The 16,721-nt window shown below is 61.9% G+C and carries 15 protein-coding genes; 12 read left to right on the forward strand and 3 right to left on the reverse strand.

Annotation, left to right across the window (positions count from 1 at the left end; all coding sequences use genetic code 11):
• Nucleotides 1-47: 47 nt before the first annotated feature.
• Both ACNOHI_RS02440 and ACNOHI_RS02445 read left to right on the forward strand, forming a co-directional pair.
• Nucleotides 48-1,220, forward strand: coding sequence for a hypothetical protein (locus ACNOHI_RS02440; RefSeq protein ID WP_420473037.1), 1,173 nt, complete (start codon nucleotides 48-50; stop codon nucleotides 1,218-1,220).
• Between the two features lie 29 nt (nucleotides 1,221-1,249).
• Nucleotides 1,250-2,029 carry a ferritin-like domain-containing protein gene (locus ACNOHI_RS02445; protein WP_420473038.1) on the forward strand — a complete coding sequence of 260 codons (780 nt, stop codon included), beginning with the start codon at nucleotides 1,250-1,252 and terminating at the stop codon, nucleotides 2,027-2,029.
• On the opposite strand, the gene ACNOHI_RS02450 is transcribed toward ACNOHI_RS02445, so the two are convergent.
• Nucleotides 2,026-2,910 (reverse strand): LysR substrate-binding domain-containing protein, encoded by an 885-nt coding sequence (locus ACNOHI_RS02450; RefSeq protein ID WP_420473039.1) that lies wholly within the window; start codon nucleotides 2,908-2,910, stop codon nucleotides 2,026-2,028. The two genes, ACNOHI_RS02445 and ACNOHI_RS02450, sit on opposite strands and share 4 nt — an antisense overlap.
• 97 nt (nucleotides 2,911-3,007) lie before the next feature.
• On the opposite strand from ACNOHI_RS02450, the gene ACNOHI_RS02455 reads away from it, so the two are divergent.
• The 10 genes from ACNOHI_RS02455 (at nucleotide 3,008) to ACNOHI_RS02500 (ending at nucleotide 15,425) form a co-directional block, all read left to right on the forward strand.
• Complete coding sequence (locus ACNOHI_RS02455) at nucleotides 3,008-3,976, forward strand: DMT family transporter (protein WP_420473040.1); 969 nt, start codon at nucleotides 3,008-3,010, stop codon at nucleotides 3,974-3,976.
• Nucleotides 3,977-3,983: 7 nt separating this feature from the next.
• Nucleotides 3,984-4,733: a sulfite exporter TauE/SafE family protein gene (locus ACNOHI_RS02460; RefSeq protein ID WP_420473041.1), complete on the forward strand. Its 750-nt coding sequence runs from the start codon at nucleotides 3,984-3,986 to the stop codon at nucleotides 4,731-4,733.
• A gap of 111 nt (nucleotides 4,734-4,844) precedes the next feature.
• Nucleotides 4,845-5,639 (forward strand): helix-turn-helix domain-containing protein, encoded by a 795-nt coding sequence (locus ACNOHI_RS02465; RefSeq protein WP_420473042.1) that lies wholly within the window; start codon nucleotides 4,845-4,847, stop codon nucleotides 5,637-5,639.
• Nucleotides 5,640-5,733: 94 nt separating this feature from the next.
• On the forward strand, nucleotides 5,734-7,431 hold the full coding sequence (locus tag ACNOHI_RS02470) for a methyl-accepting chemotaxis protein (protein ID WP_420473043.1): 1,698 nt from the start codon (nucleotides 5,734-5,736) through the stop codon (nucleotides 7,429-7,431).
• A gap of 314 nt (nucleotides 7,432-7,745) precedes the next feature.
• Nucleotides 7,746-8,120 (forward strand): RNA-binding S4 domain-containing protein, encoded by a 375-nt coding sequence (locus ACNOHI_RS02475; RefSeq protein ID WP_420473044.1) that lies wholly within the window; start codon nucleotides 7,746-7,748, stop codon nucleotides 8,118-8,120.
• Nucleotides 8,121-8,361: 241 nt separating this feature from the next.
• Entirely contained in the window at nucleotides 8,362-9,012 is a 651-nt protein-coding gene (locus ACNOHI_RS02480) for a TetR/AcrR family transcriptional regulator (protein ID WP_420473242.1), read from the forward strand.
• A 27-nt stretch (nucleotides 9,013-9,039) separates the two neighbouring features.
• Nucleotides 9,040-10,830, forward strand: a complete 1,791-nt coding sequence (locus tag ACNOHI_RS02485; protein ID WP_420473045.1) for an acyl-CoA dehydrogenase C-terminal domain-containing protein — start codon at nucleotides 9,040-9,042, stop codon at nucleotides 10,828-10,830.
• 83 nt (nucleotides 10,831-10,913) lie between these two features.
• Entirely contained in the window at nucleotides 10,914-13,301 is a 2,388-nt protein-coding gene (locus ACNOHI_RS02490) for a 3-hydroxyacyl-CoA dehydrogenase/enoyl-CoA hydratase family protein (RefSeq protein ID WP_420473046.1), read from the forward strand.
• Nucleotides 13,302-13,321: 20 nt separating this feature from the next.
• Nucleotides 13,322-14,518: an acetyl-CoA C-acyltransferase gene (locus tag ACNOHI_RS02495; protein ID WP_420473047.1), complete on the forward strand. Its 1,197-nt coding sequence runs from the start codon at nucleotides 13,322-13,324 to the stop codon at nucleotides 14,516-14,518.
• A gap of 139 nt (nucleotides 14,519-14,657) precedes the next feature.
• Nucleotides 14,658-15,425: an enoyl-CoA hydratase gene (locus ACNOHI_RS02500; protein WP_420473048.1), complete on the forward strand. Its 768-nt coding sequence runs from the start codon at nucleotides 14,658-14,660 to the stop codon at nucleotides 15,423-15,425.
• 53 nt (nucleotides 15,426-15,478) lie between these two features.
• Here ACNOHI_RS02500 and ACNOHI_RS02505 read toward each other — a convergent pair whose 3' ends face one another.
• Together ACNOHI_RS02505 and ACNOHI_RS02510 are read right to left on the reverse strand one after the other, a co-directional pair.
• Nucleotides 15,479-15,922 carry a CBS domain-containing protein gene (locus tag ACNOHI_RS02505; protein WP_420473049.1) on the reverse strand — a complete coding sequence of 148 codons (444 nt, stop codon included), beginning with the start codon at nucleotides 15,920-15,922 and terminating at the stop codon, nucleotides 15,479-15,481.
• 137 nt (nucleotides 15,923-16,059) lie between these two features.
• Nucleotides 16,060-16,593, reverse strand: coding sequence for a hypothetical protein (locus ACNOHI_RS02510; protein ID WP_420473050.1), 534 nt, complete (start codon nucleotides 16,591-16,593; stop codon nucleotides 16,060-16,062).
• Between the last annotated feature and the right edge of the window lie 128 nt (nucleotides 16,594-16,721).

Raw genomic sequence — 16,721 nt, forward strand, 5'->3', positions numbered from 1 at the left:
CGCTCCCCGCGGGCGATCCCCCAGACAGGCATGAAAGGAGTACCGCAATGTCCCTCAATCTATTCAGTGCGAAAGGCTGCGCGCTTGAGCAGCAGCGCTTTACCTGGCGCGACATGGTCGGCAAGCCGATCAGCAAGCTCGACGACGACGCCTTCACCCGTGTCCGCATCATCCTCATGAACGGCATCGAACTCGATTCCCTGCGCTTCCAGCACATTGCCGCACGCATGAGCCGCGACCTGCGGCTGAAGCTGGCGCAGATCCGCCGGACCGAACAGCACCAGGCCACGATGATCAACTGGCTGCTCGGGCCGGACCATTCGCCGCTGGAAACGACGATTGCCTATGAACAGGTGGCAATCGAAGTGACCGCCGCTGTTGCACAGCGCGAACCCGACCCCTATTTCGCCCAGGCATACCGCTTCGGCCTGCTGGAAGACTTTGACCACCTGTACCGCTATTCCGCACTGCTGGACCGGCTGGAGGGCAAGGATGCGAACAACATCCTGCAGAGCTATACCGACATCCTGCCCGGCCGTCCGACCGTGGACGAACATCGCCATCCGCAGGATGACGTGCGCGAGTCTTACGACCGCAAGACGGCTGCGCCGCTGACCAAGCTGCACGCCATCATGATCACCGCGGCGGAGTTCCAGACGCACGATTACTACATGAATATCGGTCCGCTGTTCGCCGACCCGGTTGCACGCCAGCTCTATGCGGAAATTGCCTCGATCGAAGAGCAGCACGTGACGCAATACGGTTCGATCATCAGTCCCGATGAAACGCTGCTCGAACAATGGCTCATGCACGAGGCAATGGAGGTGTACAACTATTACAGCTGCGTGCAGCAGGAGACCAACCCGCGCATCAAGGCGATCTGGGAACGTTTCCTCGATTACGAGCTCGGCCATTTCCATACCGTCGCCGAGCTGTTCAAGCAGCATGAGAAGCGCGATCCCGCCGAACTGTTCCCGACCGACCTGCCGGAACCGGTGCAATTTGCCAGCCAGCGCGATTTCGTACGGCAGGTGCTGGCGCAGGAAGTCGACCTGCGCGCCAAAGGCACGCAGTTCGTCAACAAGTCGCAGGAAAGCCAGGCCTCGATCGACTACCGCACGCACATCAACTCCGACGGTTCTCCCAGTGAATCCGTCGCCGGCGGTTACGTCTGGAATCCCGGCACCGAACTCAACCGCAAAGTGGCAGTCGCGGTGTGATGCAATCGAATCGAAAGCAAGGAGCAGCAATGAAAGAGCAGACCCCCATGGGCATGAACCGCACCGGCATGCAAATGTCGCCGTTCGATGCCAACGCGATGACGGGGACGCCCGCATCGATGACGCCCGCGACACCGGGCGACGACAGCGCGCTGGCGGAAATCCGCAGCGCCTATATCGCTGAATCCGATCCGATCGGTTCGGTCCCTGTGCCGGGCACGGTGCGCGGTGCGCTGACCACCGGCGTGTCGATGCTGACCGGCGACCAGCCGCAACTGCTGCTGGACAAGTTGGGCGAACGCCTCGCCTTCGAACGCACCGGCACGCGCTTGTACGATGCGCTGATTACCAAGTTCGAGACCATGCAGGACCAGTCGACCAGCATGACGCTGGCCGACCTGCAGAAGATCCGGCAGGACGAAGCACGACACTTCGCCATTGTGGCCGACGCCATCCAGACGCTGGGCGGCGATCCGACGTCGCAGACGCCGTGCGCCGACCTGGTGGGCGTGGAGTCGATGGGATTGATGCAGGTGGTGACCGATCCGCGCACCACGATCGCACAATCGCTGCACGCCATTCTCGTTGCCGAGATGACCGACAACGCCGGCTGGGAACTCCTGATCGCGCTGGCGGAAGACCAGAATCAAAATTCCCTGATCACGGATTTTTCCGTGGCGCTGGATGAAGAGCGGGTGCACCTGCAGCAGGTGCAGGCATGGTTCCAGGAGGCGACGATAGGCGAAGTGATCTCGAACGGCGCGCTAATCGACGACATCGGGGACGCCAATCCCTCGCAGCTACATTAAGCTCCAGTAAGGTAAGCGACGAGCTGGCGGCCCTGCGCTGTCAAGCCTTCGAGCGAACGCACGCAAAGCCGCAGTTCGCGCGTCGCCCAGCCGTCGTCGAGCGTCACGATCGAAACGGGCAGCGTGCCGCTGTGGCGCTGTGCGGCCGCTTCGGGCAGGACGGTGAGGCCCACGTCCTGCGCCACCAGCTGCGAGATGGCAAAGAAACTCGGTGCGCGCACGCGCACCGTGAGCGGTTTGCCGAGCAGGGTGGCCATCTCTTCCACGAAGCGCTGCATCGCTCGCTCCGACGGCATGCCGACGAAGGCAAAGCCGAGCGCGTCGCGGAACAGGCAGTGTCCGCGTGCGGCGAGCGCGTGCCCGTTCGGCACAAGCAGGACGAGCCGGTCATGCCGGAAGGGCAAGGACACGACGTCCGGCATCGCCAGGTTGCCGTCCAGGACGCCGATGTCGATGTCGCCATCCTGCACCGCCCGCAGGATGTCCTGACTGGGGCGCTCCTCCACGTGCAGGTCGACTTCCGGGTAATCATTGAGGAAAGGGCCGAGCGCCGGCGGCAGGAAGGTGCTGTTGGCGACCGTATTGGCCGCCAGCCTGACGCTGACCCGCTGCCGTCCTGCGAGGCCATCCAGCGCCTGGGTCAGTTGCTGCGCCTCCGCAATAACGCGGCGCGCATGGTCGAGCGCGATCCGGCCGGCCGGCGTCGGCGCCATGCCATCGGCGTGGCGCTCGAACAGCCGCACACCCAGCCGCTGCTCCAGCAGTCGCAAGCGGTTGCTGGCCGCTGACAATGCGATGGGGAATTCCGCCGCCGCGCGGCTCAGGCTCCCGCAGTCGGCAACCGCGACAATGAGGCGCAGATCGGTGAGGTCGAAATGCAAGGTTTCTCCATTCGCGAAGGCTAAGTACACGAAGTAAGCATTTTAACCATTTTGACTTCGCGGCAGAATAAGGAACGCATTTCATCCAAGCCACACCATGACCCGCACCCTCTCCGATCATTTCACGCGCTGGCTGCACGACGGACGGCTGTATGCCGTGCTCGCCGCCGCCGGGTTTTCGATGAAGGCGGTCTTCGTCAAGCTTGCCTATGCGGCAGCGCCGGTGGATGCGCTGACCCTGTTGGCCATGCGGATGGGATTCGCGCTGCCGCTGTTCGCCTGGCTGATCCTGCGTACGGGCGGCGAGGGCGCTCCCCGCCTGGGCGGCGCAGATGCGCTTCGCATCCTGATGCTGGGCTGTGTCGGCTACTACTTGTCCAGCCTGTTCGATTTCTACGGCCTGACCTATATTACCGCCGGCCTGGAACGCATGATCCTGTATCTCTACCCGACCCTGGTGCTGCTCCTGCAGGCGTGGCTGATGCGCCAGCCTCCGGGGAAGCGGGCGTGGCAGGCCATGGCGATCTGCTATGCGGGGCTGGCCATTGCGTTCGTCCACGACTTCAGCCAGCGTGGAAACGGTTCCGATGTGGCGCTGGGGGCGGCATGGGTGTTTGCCAGCGCCGTGACCTATGCGATGTACTACCACGGCACCGGCAGCATGGTCGGGCGCATCGGATCGACGCGTCTTGCCGGACTGGCCGGCAGCGCCTCATCCGTGCTCGTCCTCGCGCACTTCCTTCTGTTCGGGCAGCCGCACTCGCTGGCAGCGCTACCTGCCGCCGTCTGGGGCCATGCGCTGATGATGGCGGTCTTCTCCACGGTGCTGCCGGTCTGGTGGCTCTCGCTCGCGATCCAGCGCCTCGGCGCCGGCCAGGCGGCGGCCATCGGCACGCTCGGGCCGGTCATGACGGTTTTTGCGGCCTGGCTGCTGCTCGGAGAGTCGATGTCACTGCTTCAACTGGCAGGACTGGCGCTGGTTATGTTCGGCGTGATGCGCCTGAAGGCGAAGCCCGCCGCAACGACGGCATCGCCTGCGGCGCAGCCCGCAGGCGCACAAAGGTAGCGCGGCGATGGGCGAGCCTGGCATCGTGCTGGCGGTGACTGCCGCATTGACCTTCCTGCTCGCCGGTTTCGTGAAGGGTGTCATCGGTCTTGGCCTGCCTACCGTCGCCATTGGCCTGCTCGGGCTGTTCATGACACCCACGGAGGCGGCTGCGCTGCTCGTCGTGCCTTCCCTCGTCACCAATATCTGGCAGCTTGCTGCCGGTCCCGCCTTCCTTCCCCTCGTCCGGCGCCTGTGGCCGATGCTTCTATGTTTCTGTATTGGAACTTGGGCCGGCGCCGGCGGTCTTAACCATGGTTCGATGTCGCATGCGGGAACGCTGCTGGGCGTGGCTCTGATTGCGTATGCGCTGCTGGGATTGAGCGCGAAGCAGTTTTCCGTTCCACCCTCGGCCGAGCGCTGGTGGTCGCCGGTGGTTGGAATCGCAACCGGCCTCGTTGCGGTGACCACGGGTGTGTTCGTGGTGCCGGCAGTGCCGTACCTGCAGGCGCTGGGCTTGAACAAGGACGATCTCGTGCAGGCCCTGGGGCTGTCATTCACGGTATCAACGGTCGCGCTGGGCAGCGTGCTTCTGGCCGGTGGTTTCTTCAAGCCGGCCGTTGCTGCTTCGTCACTGTTCGCGCTCGCTCCCGCCATCGCCGGAATGCTGGCGGGGCAGTGGGTGCGGTCGCGCGTGCGGGCCGAGCAGTTCCGTGTCTATTTCTTCGCCGGACTGCTGCTGCTCGGCGCGCACCTCGCCTTGCGCCACGCCTTTTAACAGGCTGTCTTTTCCCTTTGCTAACGGCACGACGCGCGCGCGCAACACGGCGCCGAAAATAGATGATTCCATTCATTGTCGCTCGGTAACTTATCCTCAACACTCCTCGACATGATTTACGCGCAGTTTTCCCTCGACGACATTGAAAAACACGCCCTGCTGAACGCAGCGGAGAGCGGCGTCAATGTCGTGTCGGTTCCCGATTTCGAGGACTGGATTTCCGGTCCCGTCAAAGCTTACTTTCCGCACCAGAGCATGATCGCCGCCATCGGCCAGCTCTTCGGCGAGGAAATCCGTGTGCGTCATCTTCTTGGCGTCAACTGCCCGCAAGCCTGCATCGAACGTTTTGACAAAATCACCAGTTGCCGCGAGCGGAGCATCGTGAAGCGCTGGCTGTCGCAGTATCGCGCGCAGATCATCAACGCCGCCGACATGCAGGAACAGTTGTCGCCCCAGGAGCACGAGAATGCGGCGACGGCAGGCGTCACCAATCTGGCGGCCTTCGGCTGCCTGGACGGCGGAGGACAGGGCGGCACTTATTTCAGCTTCGGCGGCATTCCAGGACGGCTGACGGGAAGGCATGCATTCAAGCTCGAAATGCTCATGCCTTACCTGCACATGACCTTTACCCGGGTCTTCCATCGCGCCGGTGAGACGCGGCGTTCGGCAAGCCTGACGCGCCGCGAACAGGAGATTCTTGCCCTGATGTCGACCGGCATGTCCAACCGTGCGATTGCGGAAAAATTATCGCGTAGTGAATTGACCGTGCAGAACCATGTGCACGCGATCTTCAAGAAGCTCGGCGTGCGCAACCGTGTCGCTGCCGTTGCAAGTTACCGCTCGGTGCTCTCGCTCCCGGCGGAAGCCCACCTCCCGGAGGGTGCGCGCTCACCCGGCGCCGCATGAAGCAGGGTGAAGCGAGACAGATTTCAACAATAACAAGCGTCCATCGATCGATGTCGATCCGACAGGCGCCCATACCAATCCTCGGGAAAAGAAAATGCTGAAGAACTTATCCATCAAAACCCGGCTGGTCTTTGTGATTGGCCTCTTGTCCGTGCAGCTGATCGCTGGCGGCATCCTTGGCATTTCGAGCCTCGGCTCGGCCAACGACGCGATGAAGTCGATGTACGACGACCGTCTCGTCGCACTGGGCCAGCTCGACCAGGTCGTCCGCCTCCTTAATCGCAACCAGCTTGCCGTCGCCAAGGCGGTGTCCGGGAAGGCTGAACAGATCGGACAGCAGGTTGCCGAGGCCGAGGCCAACATCGAGCAGCTCGGCAAAGTGTGGGACGCGTACATGGGCACCATGCTGACGCCTGAGGAAAAGCAGCTTGCCGACCATTTCACGGAGAGCCGGAAGAAGTTCGTCGCAGACGGACTCCAGCCCGCCATTGCCGCGCTGCGCGCGCAGGACACCGGCCGCGCCACGGAGCTGCTGAATGGCCCGATGAACGCGCTTTTCCAGCCGGTGCGCAATGATATCGACAGCCTCATCAAGCTGCAGCTTGAAGTGAGCAAGAAGGAGTACGAAGCTTCGCAGGCGTCCTACGTCTTCATCCGGAACCTGTCGATTGCCGGCATTCTCCTCGGCGTCCTGACCGGGGCGATTGTCGGCGCATGGCTGGTCCGCTCGATTTCGCGCCCGCTGGAAAAGGCGATCGACGTTGCCGGCAGCATCGCAGCGGGAGACCTGACGCAACGCATCGACGTCGAAACGCGCGACGAGACCGGTCGTCTGATGTCCGCGCTCAAGAACATGAACGGCAGTCTCGAAAAAATCGTTTCCGAAGTCCGCAACAGCACCGAGACGATTGCGACGGCGTCGGGCCAGATCGCCGCAGGCAATATGGACCTGTCCTCGCGCACGGAACAGCAGGCCAGCTCGCTCGAGGAAACCGCGTCGTCGATGGAAGAACTGACCTCTACCGTGAGGCAGAACGCCGACAACGCGCGCCAGGCCAACCAGCTGGCCGCATCCGCATCCGAGGTCGCAGGCCGCGGCGGGGCGGTCGTGGCGCAGGTGGTCGACACGATGAGCGCCATCAATGACTCGTCGCGCAAGATTGTCGACATCATCGGCGTCATTGACGGCATCGCCTTCCAGACCAATATCCTCGCGCTGAACGCCGCCGTCGAAGCGGCGCGCGCAGGCGAACAGGGCCGCGGCTTCGCGGTCGTGGCCGCCGAAGTGCGCACCCTTGCCCAGCGTTCGGCCGCGGCGGCGCGGGAAATCAAGTCACTGATCGACGATTCCGTTGAAAAGGTGAATACCGGCGCCGAGCTGGTGAACCGCGCCGGCACGACCATGGAAGAGATCGTCGAGAGCGTCAAGCGCGTGACCGACATCATGGCCGAGATTGCCGCAGCCAGTAACGAACAGACCGCGGGCATCGAGCAGATCAACCTGGCGATTGCGCAGATGGACCAGGTGACGCAGCAGAACGCCTCCCTGGTCGAGGAGGCCGCCGCCGCGTCGGAATCGATGCAGGAGCAGGCCGGCAATCTGGCGCAGATGGTGGGCGTATTCCGGATATCGGGCGCGCACGCCGTTGCGGTCGTCCGATCGCCAAGCCCGGTGCGCGCGCCGGCCCCGGTGAAGCGGAAGACGCCGCAGGTACCCGCTGCAACGGTTCCCTCCGAAAGGCGCGTGCCGAAAGTGCCGGCCGGCTCCGGCGGCGAGTGGGAAGAGTTCTAGCGAGAACGGGCCGGCGCGACACAGCGCCGGCCGCGCCTGAATTTTCCCGTCAAGGCCCGGTCGCTGTCCTCCCACCTGGCGACCGCGCCACTTCATCTCTCCCCAGCCATCCCCCTGACACAATGACGCCGATAGCGCTGCCCAGCGCTGTCCATGACGGCCGTGCATTCCCATACCGAAAATTGCTTGCAATTCGGGAAAGTTTTTTCGCTTCCGCATTCAAGAGAATTGAAAAAACAACGACTTATATTGCACCGCATGATAGAAAAAGCACGGTCAGACTATAAAATGGAGCTTGTTACAGAAATTGACAGATGAGCACTGATTCCGTCCGCATCGACAAGTGGCTGTGGGCCGCGCGATTTTTCAAGACCCGTTCGTTGGCAACCGACGCTGTGGATGGTGGAAAGGTCCGCCTGAACGGCGAACGCATCAAACCCGCACGCGGCGTAAAGACAGGCGACCTGCTCGAAATCGACAACGGCTCGACCGAATGGGAAGTGACGGTCGAGGGACTGTCGGATACGCGCGGCTCGGCAACTGTGGCGCAAGCACTGTATACGGAGACCGAACGCAGCATTGCGGAGCGGCAGAAGAAGGCAGAACAAAGAAAGCTGTTCCGGGAGCCAGGCGAAGCGATCAAGGGGCGACCAACCAAACGCGACAGGCGGCAAATCGACAAGCTCTAGAGCGCTCCATGCCCCGCTATTAAAGGGGTGCACACACTCTCCAGCCCTTTCCACAAGGCGATCTTTCCCTGCTGGTTGTCCTTGGGAGGCCACTAGAATCGACCCTCTAAGTTCCCGTTTGACATTTATACTGCGGTAGATAATAGTACGAGCGTTCGCTTCAGTTCGACCGCGCTGTTTTTTGATTCTTTGATGGGGCACTACTGTGGCTACAAACATGACTGACTCGACACCCAAATTGATGCGTAAAGGCGAACTCACCCGCGCCGCGATTCTTGACGTGGCACTCGACCTGGCCAGCCGTGACGGGCTGGAAGGGCTCACCATCGGTCTGCTTGCAGACAAGATGAACATGAGCAAATCGGGGGTGTTTGCGCATTTCGGTTCACGCGAAGATTTGCAGATCGAGGTCGTCAAGCTGTACCACCACCACTTCGAACAGGAAGTGTTCTATCCGAGCATGAAAGAACCGCGAGGCTTGCCCCGCCTGCAAACCATGTTTGCCCGCTGGGTCAAGCGCGTGTCGGTTGAAATTGCGTCCGGCTGCATCTACATCAGCGGCGCGGTCGAGTATGACGACCGTCCCGGCGCCATCCGCGAAGAACTCGCCGGCATGGTGCGCGCATGGAAGAACGCCCTGCGCCGCTGCGTGGTACAGACCGTCGAGATGGGGCACCTGTCCGCCGAAACCGATCCGGACCAGCTCGTCTTCGAAATGTACGGCCTGATCCTCGCCCTGCACCATGACGCCCGTTTCCTGAAGTTGCCCGGCAGCGTGAACCGCGCCGAAGTCGGGTTCGAACGCCTGATCAAGAGTTACACGAATCCGCAAACGGCCGACAAGCCGGCTGCAAAAACGAACCCCAAAACCGCTGTTAAGAAATCAGCCTAATCCGTTCTAGCCGTCAGGAGAAATAACATGGGTCAATACGTCGCTCCCTTGCGTGACATGCAGTTCGTCCTTCACGAACTGCTCAAGGTGGAAGATGAGTTCAAGCAATTGCCTGCGCACGCAGAGATTGACAAGGACATCATCAACCAGGTGCTGGAAGAGGGCGGCAAGTTCGCGTCCGAGGTGCTGTTCCCGCTGAACCATTCCGGTGACCGCGAGGGCTGCTCGCTCGACAAGGAAACCCACAAGGTCAAGACCCCGGCAGGCTTCGAAGCCGCCTACAAGCAGTATGTCGAGGCTGGCTGGCCTTCGCTGTCCTGCGACCCGGAATACGGCGGCCAGGGCCTGCCGCTGGTGGTCAACAACTGCTTCTACGAGATGCTGAACTCGGCCAACCAGGCCTGGACCATGTACCCCGGCCTGTCGCACGGCGCCTACGAGTGCATCCACGAGCACGGCACCCCGGAACAGAAGGCCCTGTACCTGCCCAAGCTGGTGTCCGGCGAATGGACCGGCACCATGTGCCTGACCGAACCGCACTGCGGCACCGACCTCGGCCTGCTGCGTTCCAAGGCGGAACCGCAAACCGACGGTACCTACAAGATCAGCGGCGGCAAGATCTTCATCTCCGCCGGCGAACACGAAATGTCCCAGAACATCGTCCACCTGGTGCTGGCGCGCCTGCCGGACGCACCGTCGGGCACCAAGGGCATCTCGCTGTTCATCGTGCCGAAGTTCCTGCCGAACGCCGACGGTTCGCTGGGAAAGCGCAACCCGATCTTCTGCGGCGCCATCGAAGAAAAGATGGGCATCCACGGCAACTCCACCTGCCAGATGAACCTGGACGGCGCGATCGGCTGGCTGATCGGCGAGCCGAACAAGGGCCTGAACGCGATGTTCGTGATGATGAACGCCGCCCGCCTTGGCGTCGGCATGCAATCCCTCGGCCTGACCGAAGTCGCCTACCAGAACGCACTCGTCTACGCCAAGGACCGCCTGCAGATGCGCAGCCTGTCCGGCCCGAAGGCGCCGGAGAAGCCGGCTGACCCGATCATCGTGCACCCGGACGTGCGCCGCATGCTGTTGACGGGCAAGGCTTACGCTGAAGCCGGCCGCGCATTCTGCTCCTACGTCGCACTGCAGATCGACAAGGAACTGAACCACCCGGACGAGCAGGTACGCAAGGACGCCGCCGACGAAGTCGCGCTGCTGACCCCGATCATCAAGGCCTTCCTGACCGACAACGGCTGGATCGCCACTTCCGAGGCCATGCAGGTGTACGGCGGCCACGGCTTCATCTCCGAGTGGGGCATGGAGCAGTATGTGCGCGACGCCCGTATCAACATGATCTACGAAGGCACCAACACCATCCAGTCGCTCGACTTGCTGGGCCGCAAGATCCTGATGGACAACGGCGCCAAGCTGCGCAAGTTCGGCGACAAGGTCAAGGCCTTCGTCGAAGCCAACGGCACCGATGAAAAGATGTCCGAATTCATCACGCCGCTGGGCGACATCGGCGACAAGGTCGGCAAGCTGACGATGGAAATCGGCATGAAGGCCTTCCAGAACCAGGATGAAGTCGGCGCCGCTGCCGTCCCGTACCTGCGCGTGGTCGGCCACATGGTCTTCGCCTACTTCTTCGCGCAAATGGCGAAGATCGCGCTGGAAAAGGAAGCTTCCGGCGACACCTTCTACAAGACCAAGCTGGCGACGGCGCGCTTCTACTTTGCCCGCCTGCTGCCGGAAACCGCCATGCTCATCCGTCAGGCACGCGCCGGCGCGTCCAGCCTGATGGCCCTCGAAGCAGACCTGTTCTAAGCAGAAAAAAACAGCCATGGAGATCCCAGGGGATTCAGAAAACTGATTCCTCGGGGACTCTGTCACCCTACGAAGGATAAGACATGTCCAATTTCATCGTGAAAAAAGTCGCCGTCCTCGGCGCAGGCGTGATGGGCGCGCAGATCGCTGCCCACTGCGTGAATGCAAAAGTGCCCGTCGTGCTGTTCGACCTGCCGGCCAAGGAAGGCCCGAAGAACGGCATCGTGCTGCGCGCCATCGAAAACCTGAAGAAGCTGAGCCCGGCTCCCCTCGGCAACAAGGAAGACGCCGCACTGATCCAGGTCGCCAACTACGAAGACAACCTCGACGTGCTCGCGGGCTGCGACCTGATCATCGAAGCGATCGCGGAACGCATGGACTGGAAGCATGACCTGTACAAGAAGGTCGCTCCGCACATCGCCCCGAACGCGATCTTCGCCTCCAATACCTCCGGCCTGTCGATCACCGCGCTGTCCGACGGTTTCAGCGCCGACCTGCGCGCACGTTTCTGCGGCGTGCACTTCTTCAACCCGCCGCGTTACATGCACCTGGTCGAACTGATCCCGACCGCCGCAACCCGTCCGGAAATCCTCGACCAGCTCGAAGGCTTCCTGACCACCACCCTCGGCAAGGGCGTGGTACGCGCCAAAGACACCCCGAACTTCATCGCCAACCGCGTCGGCATCTTCAACATGATGGCAACCATGTACGAAGCGCAGAAGTTCGGCCTGCCGGTGGACGTGGTCGATGACCTGACCGGCACCAAGCTTGGCCGCGCCAAGTCCGCGACCTTCCGCACGGCGGACGTGGTCGGCCTGGACACCATGGGTCACGTAATGAAGACCATGCAGGACAACTTGAAGGACGATCCGTTCTATCCGGTCTACAAGACGCCCGAGCTGCTCGAGAAGCTGATCTCCGCAGGCGCATTGGGCCAGAAGACCGGCGCCGGCTTCTTCAAGAAGGTGGGCAAGGAAATCCTGCGTTTCGACGGCGAGAAGAACGACTATGTCCCGTCCGGCGGCAAGGCCGACGAGCTGGTCGTGCGCATCCTGAAGGAAAAGGATCCGGCCAAGCGCATGAAGGCGCTGCGCGAGTCCACCCATCCGCAGGCACAATTCCTGTGGTCCATCTTCCGCGACGGCTTCCATTACATTGCCGTCCACCTCGAATCGATCGCCGACTCCGCGCGTGACGTCGACTTCGCGCTGCGCTGGGGCTTCGGCCAGAAGAACGGCCCGTTCGAAGGCTGGCAAGCCGCTGGCTGGCAGCAGGTCGCCCAGTGGGTCAAGGAAGACATCGACGCAGGCAAGGCACTGTGCAATGCGCCGCTGCCGCAGTGGGTCTTCGACGGCCGCAACGGCGTGCACACGCCGGAAGGTTCCTGGTCGCCGGCGAAGAAGGCCTACGCGCCGCGCCTCGACCTGCCTGTGTATCAGCGCCAGGCATTCCGCGCACCGCTCGCCGGTGAAGGCGTGGCCGACGGCACGAACGGCGGCACCACCGTATTCGAAGACGATTCCGTCCGCATCTGGCATCAGAACGATGATGTGCTGATCCTGTCGACGAAGACCAAGATGCACGTCATCGGCCCCGGCGTTGTTGCCGGTCTGGCAAAGGCGATCGAAGAAGCCGAGAAGAACTTCAAGGGCCTGGTGCTCTGGAATGCCGACGCGACCGAAGGCGGTGCCTTCTCCGCCGGCGCCGACCTGCAGGCGATGCTGCCGGCCTTCATGGCGGGCGGTGCGAATGCGATCGGACCGGAGGTGTCGAAGCTGCAGAACGCGTTGATGAACCTGAAGTACGCAAACGTTCCGGTCGTCGCCGCGGTGGCTGGCCTCGCACTGGGCGGCGGTTGCGAACTGATGCTGCACGCAGCCAAGCGTGTCGCCTCCATCGAGTCCTACATCGGCCTGGTGGAAGTGGGTGTCGGCCTGGTGCCGGCAGGCGGCGGCCTGAAGGAAGCCGCGGTACGCGCTGCGAACGACGCGAAGGGCAACGACATCCTGCAATTCCTGAAGACTTACTTCACGAATGCAGCCACCGCGAACGTATCGAAGTCCGCGCTGGAAGCGCAGCAGATGGGTTACCTGAAGCCGACCGACACCATCGTCTTCAACCCGTATGAGCTGCTGTATGTTGCAAAGGCGGAAGCCCGCGCGATGTTCGACGCAGGCTACCGGGCACCGGCGAAGAAGCTGATTCCGGTGACCGGCCGCTACGGCATGAACACGATCAAGGCGCAGCTGGTCAACATGCGTGACGGCGGCTTCATCTCCGCGCACGACTTCAAGATCGGTTCCATGATTGCCGAAATCGTGTCCGGCGGCGACGTCGAGCAAGGCAGCCTGGTCAGCGAACAATGGCTGCTCGACCTCGAGCGCAAGGCCTTCGTGGAACTGCTGAACAATCCGAAGACGCAGGAACGCATCATGGGAATGATGCAGACCGGCAAACCCGTCCGCAACTAACCGGATCTGGAGTACAAAAAATGACGAAACAAGTTCAAGACGCATACATTGTCGCCGCCACCCGCACACCGATCGGCAAGGCGCCGCGCGGCATGTTCAAGAACGTCCGTCCGGACGACCTGCTGGTGCGCGTGCTCCAGAACGCGGTTGCGCAAGTGCCCAACCTCGATCCGAAGCTGATCGAAGACGCGATCATCGGCTGCTCCTTCCCGGAAGCCGAGCAGGGGATGAACATGGCGCGTAACGCTGTCGTGCTGGCCGGCCTGCCGAATACCATTGGCGGCGTGACCATCAACCGTTACTGCGCATCCGGCATCACCGCCGTGGCAATGGCTGCCGACCGTATCCGCGTGGGTGAAGCCGACGTGATGATCGCCGGCGGCGCCGAGTCCATGTCCATGGTGCCGATGATGGGTCACCACCCGTCGATCAACGGCGCAGTTTTCAAGGACGAAAACGTCGGCCTCGCCTATGGCATGGGCCTGACCGCCGAGAAGGTGGCCAACCAGTGGAAGGTTTCCCGCGAAGAGCAGGACGCTTTCTCGCTCGAATCGCACCGCCGCGCGATCGCTGCGCAACAGGCTGGCGAATTCGCCGATGAAATGACTTCGGTCGAGATCATCGAGCGCTTCCCGAACCTGGCGACCGGCGAAATCGACGTCAAGACCCGCACCGTCAGCCTGGACGAAGGTCCGCGTGGCGACTCCAGCATCGAAGGCCTGGCCAAGCTCAAGCCGGTGTTTGCAGCCAAGGGTTCGGTCACCGCCGGCAACAGCTCGCAGACCTCCGACGGCGCCGGCGCGCTGATCGTCGTCAGCGAGAAGATCCTGAAGCAGTTCAACCTGACCCCGCTGGCCCGCTTCGTGTCCTTCTCGGTACGCGGTGTTCCGCCGGAAATCATGGGCATCGGTCCGAAGGAAGCGATTCCCGCAGCGTGCCGCGCTGCCGGCATCACCCAGGACCAGATCGACTGGTTCGAGTTGAACGAAGCATTCGCCGCGCAGTCGCTGGCCGTCGTGAAGGACCTCGGCCTGGATCCGTCCAAAGTCAACCCGATGGGCGGCGCGATTGCCCTTGGCCACCCACTGGGTGCAACCGGTGCGATCCGTTCCGCGACCGTGATCCACGCACTGCGCCGCAAGAACCTGAAGTACGGCATGGTCACCATGTGCGTCGGCGCCGGCATGGGCGCGGCGGGTATCTTCGAACGCGTATAAGGTAAAGAATCGAGCAGTGATTGACAGGCCGCGCAGCGATAGCTGTGCGGCTTTTTTTCTATTCGAATGGGACTGTCGGGATCATGACAGCGCAAAGCGCGATCCTCGTTTACCATCAGGAAAAGACTTAGGAGACTTCATGGATATTCTGACCAGCAAGGCAAACGGCATATTGACCATCGAGTTCAATCGCCCGGAAAAGAAGAACGCGATCACATCCGCGATGTACCAGGCGATGGCGGATGCACTGAAAGACGCAGAGGGTGACGTGGCAGTGCGCGCCATCGTCATCCAGGGCAAGCCCGAGGTGTTCACGGCCGGCAACGACCTTGAGGACTTCCTGAAGAATTCGTCGACCGAAGTGGGCGACCGTCCGGTTGCGCAATTCATGCGCGCGCTGAGCGGCGCAACGAAGCCTGTGATTGCGGCGGTGGCGGGCAATGCGGTTGGCATCGGCACGACGATGTTGATGCATTGCGACCTCGTCTATGCGGCGGAAAACGCGAAGTTCGCGATGCCCTTCACGCAGCTCGGCCTGTGCCCGGAATTCGCGTCGAGCATGTTGTTCCCGGCAATGGTCGGCTATCCGCGCGCGGCGGAAAAGCTGCTGCTGGGCGAGGCATTCGGCGCGGAGGAGGCGTACGACATGGGCCTGATCAGCAAGGTGGTCCCGGTGGCCGAGCTCGCTGAACTCGCACACGCCCAGGCCGCCAAGCTGGCGGCGCTGCCCGCATCCTCGTTGCGCGTGACGAAGCGTTTGATGAAGGGCGCGCAAGCGGAGGCGATCAACGCGCGCATGGCGGAAGAAAACAAGCACTTCGGTGAAATGCTGATGGCGAAGGAAGCGAAGGAGGCGTTTACTGCCTTCTTCGAGAAACGCCGTCCCGACTTCACCAAGTTTGCCTGATTGAAAAAAAGCGGAAGGACGCCTGTCCTTCCGCTTCATCCCGACAAGCGCGCTTAGTGCGGCCGCGCGCCGGTACTGGTGTGCTGGGTCGACTTCTCCGAGATCGAGGAGAGCGCATCTCCCGCAATCTCGGTATCGGTCGTCTGGGTAATGTCCCCCAGCGAAACAATGCCGATCAGCCGCTTGTCCTTGCTCAGGACAGGCAGCCGGCGGATCTGCAGGTCACCCATGTTCTGCGCGACATCGTCGATGTCGTCGTCTTCATAGCAATACTTGATGTCCTGGCTCATGACATCGCGGATCTTGCAGTCGGCCTTGCCCTGGGCAAGTCCTCTCACCACGATATCGCGGTCTGTCACCATGCCCACCAGGCGGTCGTTTTCTCCTACCGGCAGCGCGCCACAATCGCCGTCAGCCATCATCTGTGCCGCCTCTATGATGCTCTGGTCCGGGCTGGCCAATCGGACATCGCGTGTCATCGCATCGGCTACTCGCATGATGTGCCTCCTTTCAATGTATTGAACGGTATTCCCATGCTGGATGGGACAGCGTTTGGAGAAGGCCTGCCTGTTGAAGTTCCTGCATCCTGCAGGCGCGTGAAGGCACGGAATATGCAGGGCAAAGCGCGAAGTGGTTACTTCCTCGGCGGTGTTTTTTTCCGCTTCTCGATGATGGCCTTCCACCAGCGTTGCTTTGGTCTTGCGATGGTTTCAGGAGGAGATTGCAGCGGTTCGTTCAGGGCGCTCTCGGGAGGCAGCATGGTGTCTTCGGGTGGAATATCCATCTGCTTGTCGTATTCGAGGAAAAGCACCTTGCTTTCCAGTACCTTGATGACGTTTTCCTTGTCCGCAATCCGTGCCCGCAATTCGTTGGTCACCTGGTCCTTGACCTTGCGCAATTCCGCCTCCAGCGCGAGGGCGCGTTCGAGCGAGCGGTTGCGCTCCTCGAGCAAGGCGATCTTGACCTTGTCGCGCGTCGGGTCCTCCCCGGCAACCTCCTCCTCGGTGTGCAGGGTACCGTAGGCGCGCAGCAGTTCCGACGTGTCGATCTGCGTCTCGCCGTCTGGGGTGACGGTCTTGCTCAGGCGACCCTTCTCGATGTCGCGATAAATCGTCGAGCGATTCCGCCGGACAAGTTTTGCAGCCTCGGTGATGGAGACAAGTGCCATAGGTGTGGAAATGTCGATGCAAGGCCTCGGACGCCCTCGTGGCTCCCGATGTCTGTACTTGACATTCTCTACACGAAAAAATTCTGTGCGTGCATCCGAATATGGAATCCGCGCAAAGAATTTTCCTG

This window comes from Noviherbaspirillum sp. ST9, assembly GCF_048799745.1.
Taxonomy (GTDB): domain Bacteria; phylum Pseudomonadota; class Gammaproteobacteria; order Burkholderiales; family Burkholderiaceae_D; genus Noviherbaspirillum.

Bases quoted from the DNA above. Each gene is read 5' to 3' on its own strand.
- ACNOHI_RS02440 (WP_420473037.1), top strand. From the start codon at position 48: ATGTCCCTCAATCTATTCAGTGCGAAAGGCTGCGCGCTTGAGCAGCAG.
- ACNOHI_RS02445 (WP_420473038.1), top strand. From the start codon at position 1,250: ATGAAAGAGCAGACCCCCATGGGCATGAACCGCACCGGCATGCAAATG.
- ACNOHI_RS02455 (WP_420473040.1), top strand. From the start codon at position 3,008: ATGACCCGCACCCTCTCCGATCATTTCACGCGCTGGCTGCACGACGGA.
- ACNOHI_RS02460 (WP_420473041.1), top strand. From the start codon at position 3,984: ATGGGCGAGCCTGGCATCGTGCTGGCGGTGACTGCCGCATTGACCTTC.
- ACNOHI_RS02465 (WP_420473042.1), top strand. From the start codon at position 4,845: ATGATTTACGCGCAGTTTTCCCTCGACGACATTGAAAAACACGCCCTG.
- ACNOHI_RS02470 (WP_420473043.1), top strand. From the start codon at position 5,734: ATGCTGAAGAACTTATCCATCAAAACCCGGCTGGTCTTTGTGATTGGC.
- ACNOHI_RS02475 (WP_420473044.1), top strand. From the start codon at position 7,746: ATGAGCACTGATTCCGTCCGCATCGACAAGTGGCTGTGGGCCGCGCGA.
- ACNOHI_RS02480 (WP_420473242.1), top strand. From the start codon at position 8,362: ATGCGTAAAGGCGAACTCACCCGCGCCGCGATTCTTGACGTGGCACTC.
- ACNOHI_RS02485 (WP_420473045.1), top strand. From the start codon at position 9,040: ATGGGTCAATACGTCGCTCCCTTGCGTGACATGCAGTTCGTCCTTCAC.
- ACNOHI_RS02490 (WP_420473046.1), top strand. From the start codon at position 10,914: ATGTCCAATTTCATCGTGAAAAAAGTCGCCGTCCTCGGCGCAGGCGTG.
- ACNOHI_RS02495 (WP_420473047.1), top strand. From the start codon at position 13,322: ATGACGAAACAAGTTCAAGACGCATACATTGTCGCCGCCACCCGCACA.
- ACNOHI_RS02500 (WP_420473048.1), top strand. From the start codon at position 14,658: ATGGATATTCTGACCAGCAAGGCAAACGGCATATTGACCATCGAGTTC.
- ACNOHI_RS02505 (WP_420473049.1), bottom strand. From the start codon at position 15,922: ATGCGAGTAGCCGATGCGATGACACGCGATGTCCGATTGGCCAGCCCG.
- ACNOHI_RS02510 (WP_420473050.1), bottom strand. From the start codon at position 16,593: ATGGCACTTGTCTCCATCACCGAGGCTGCAAAACTTGTCCGGCGGAAT.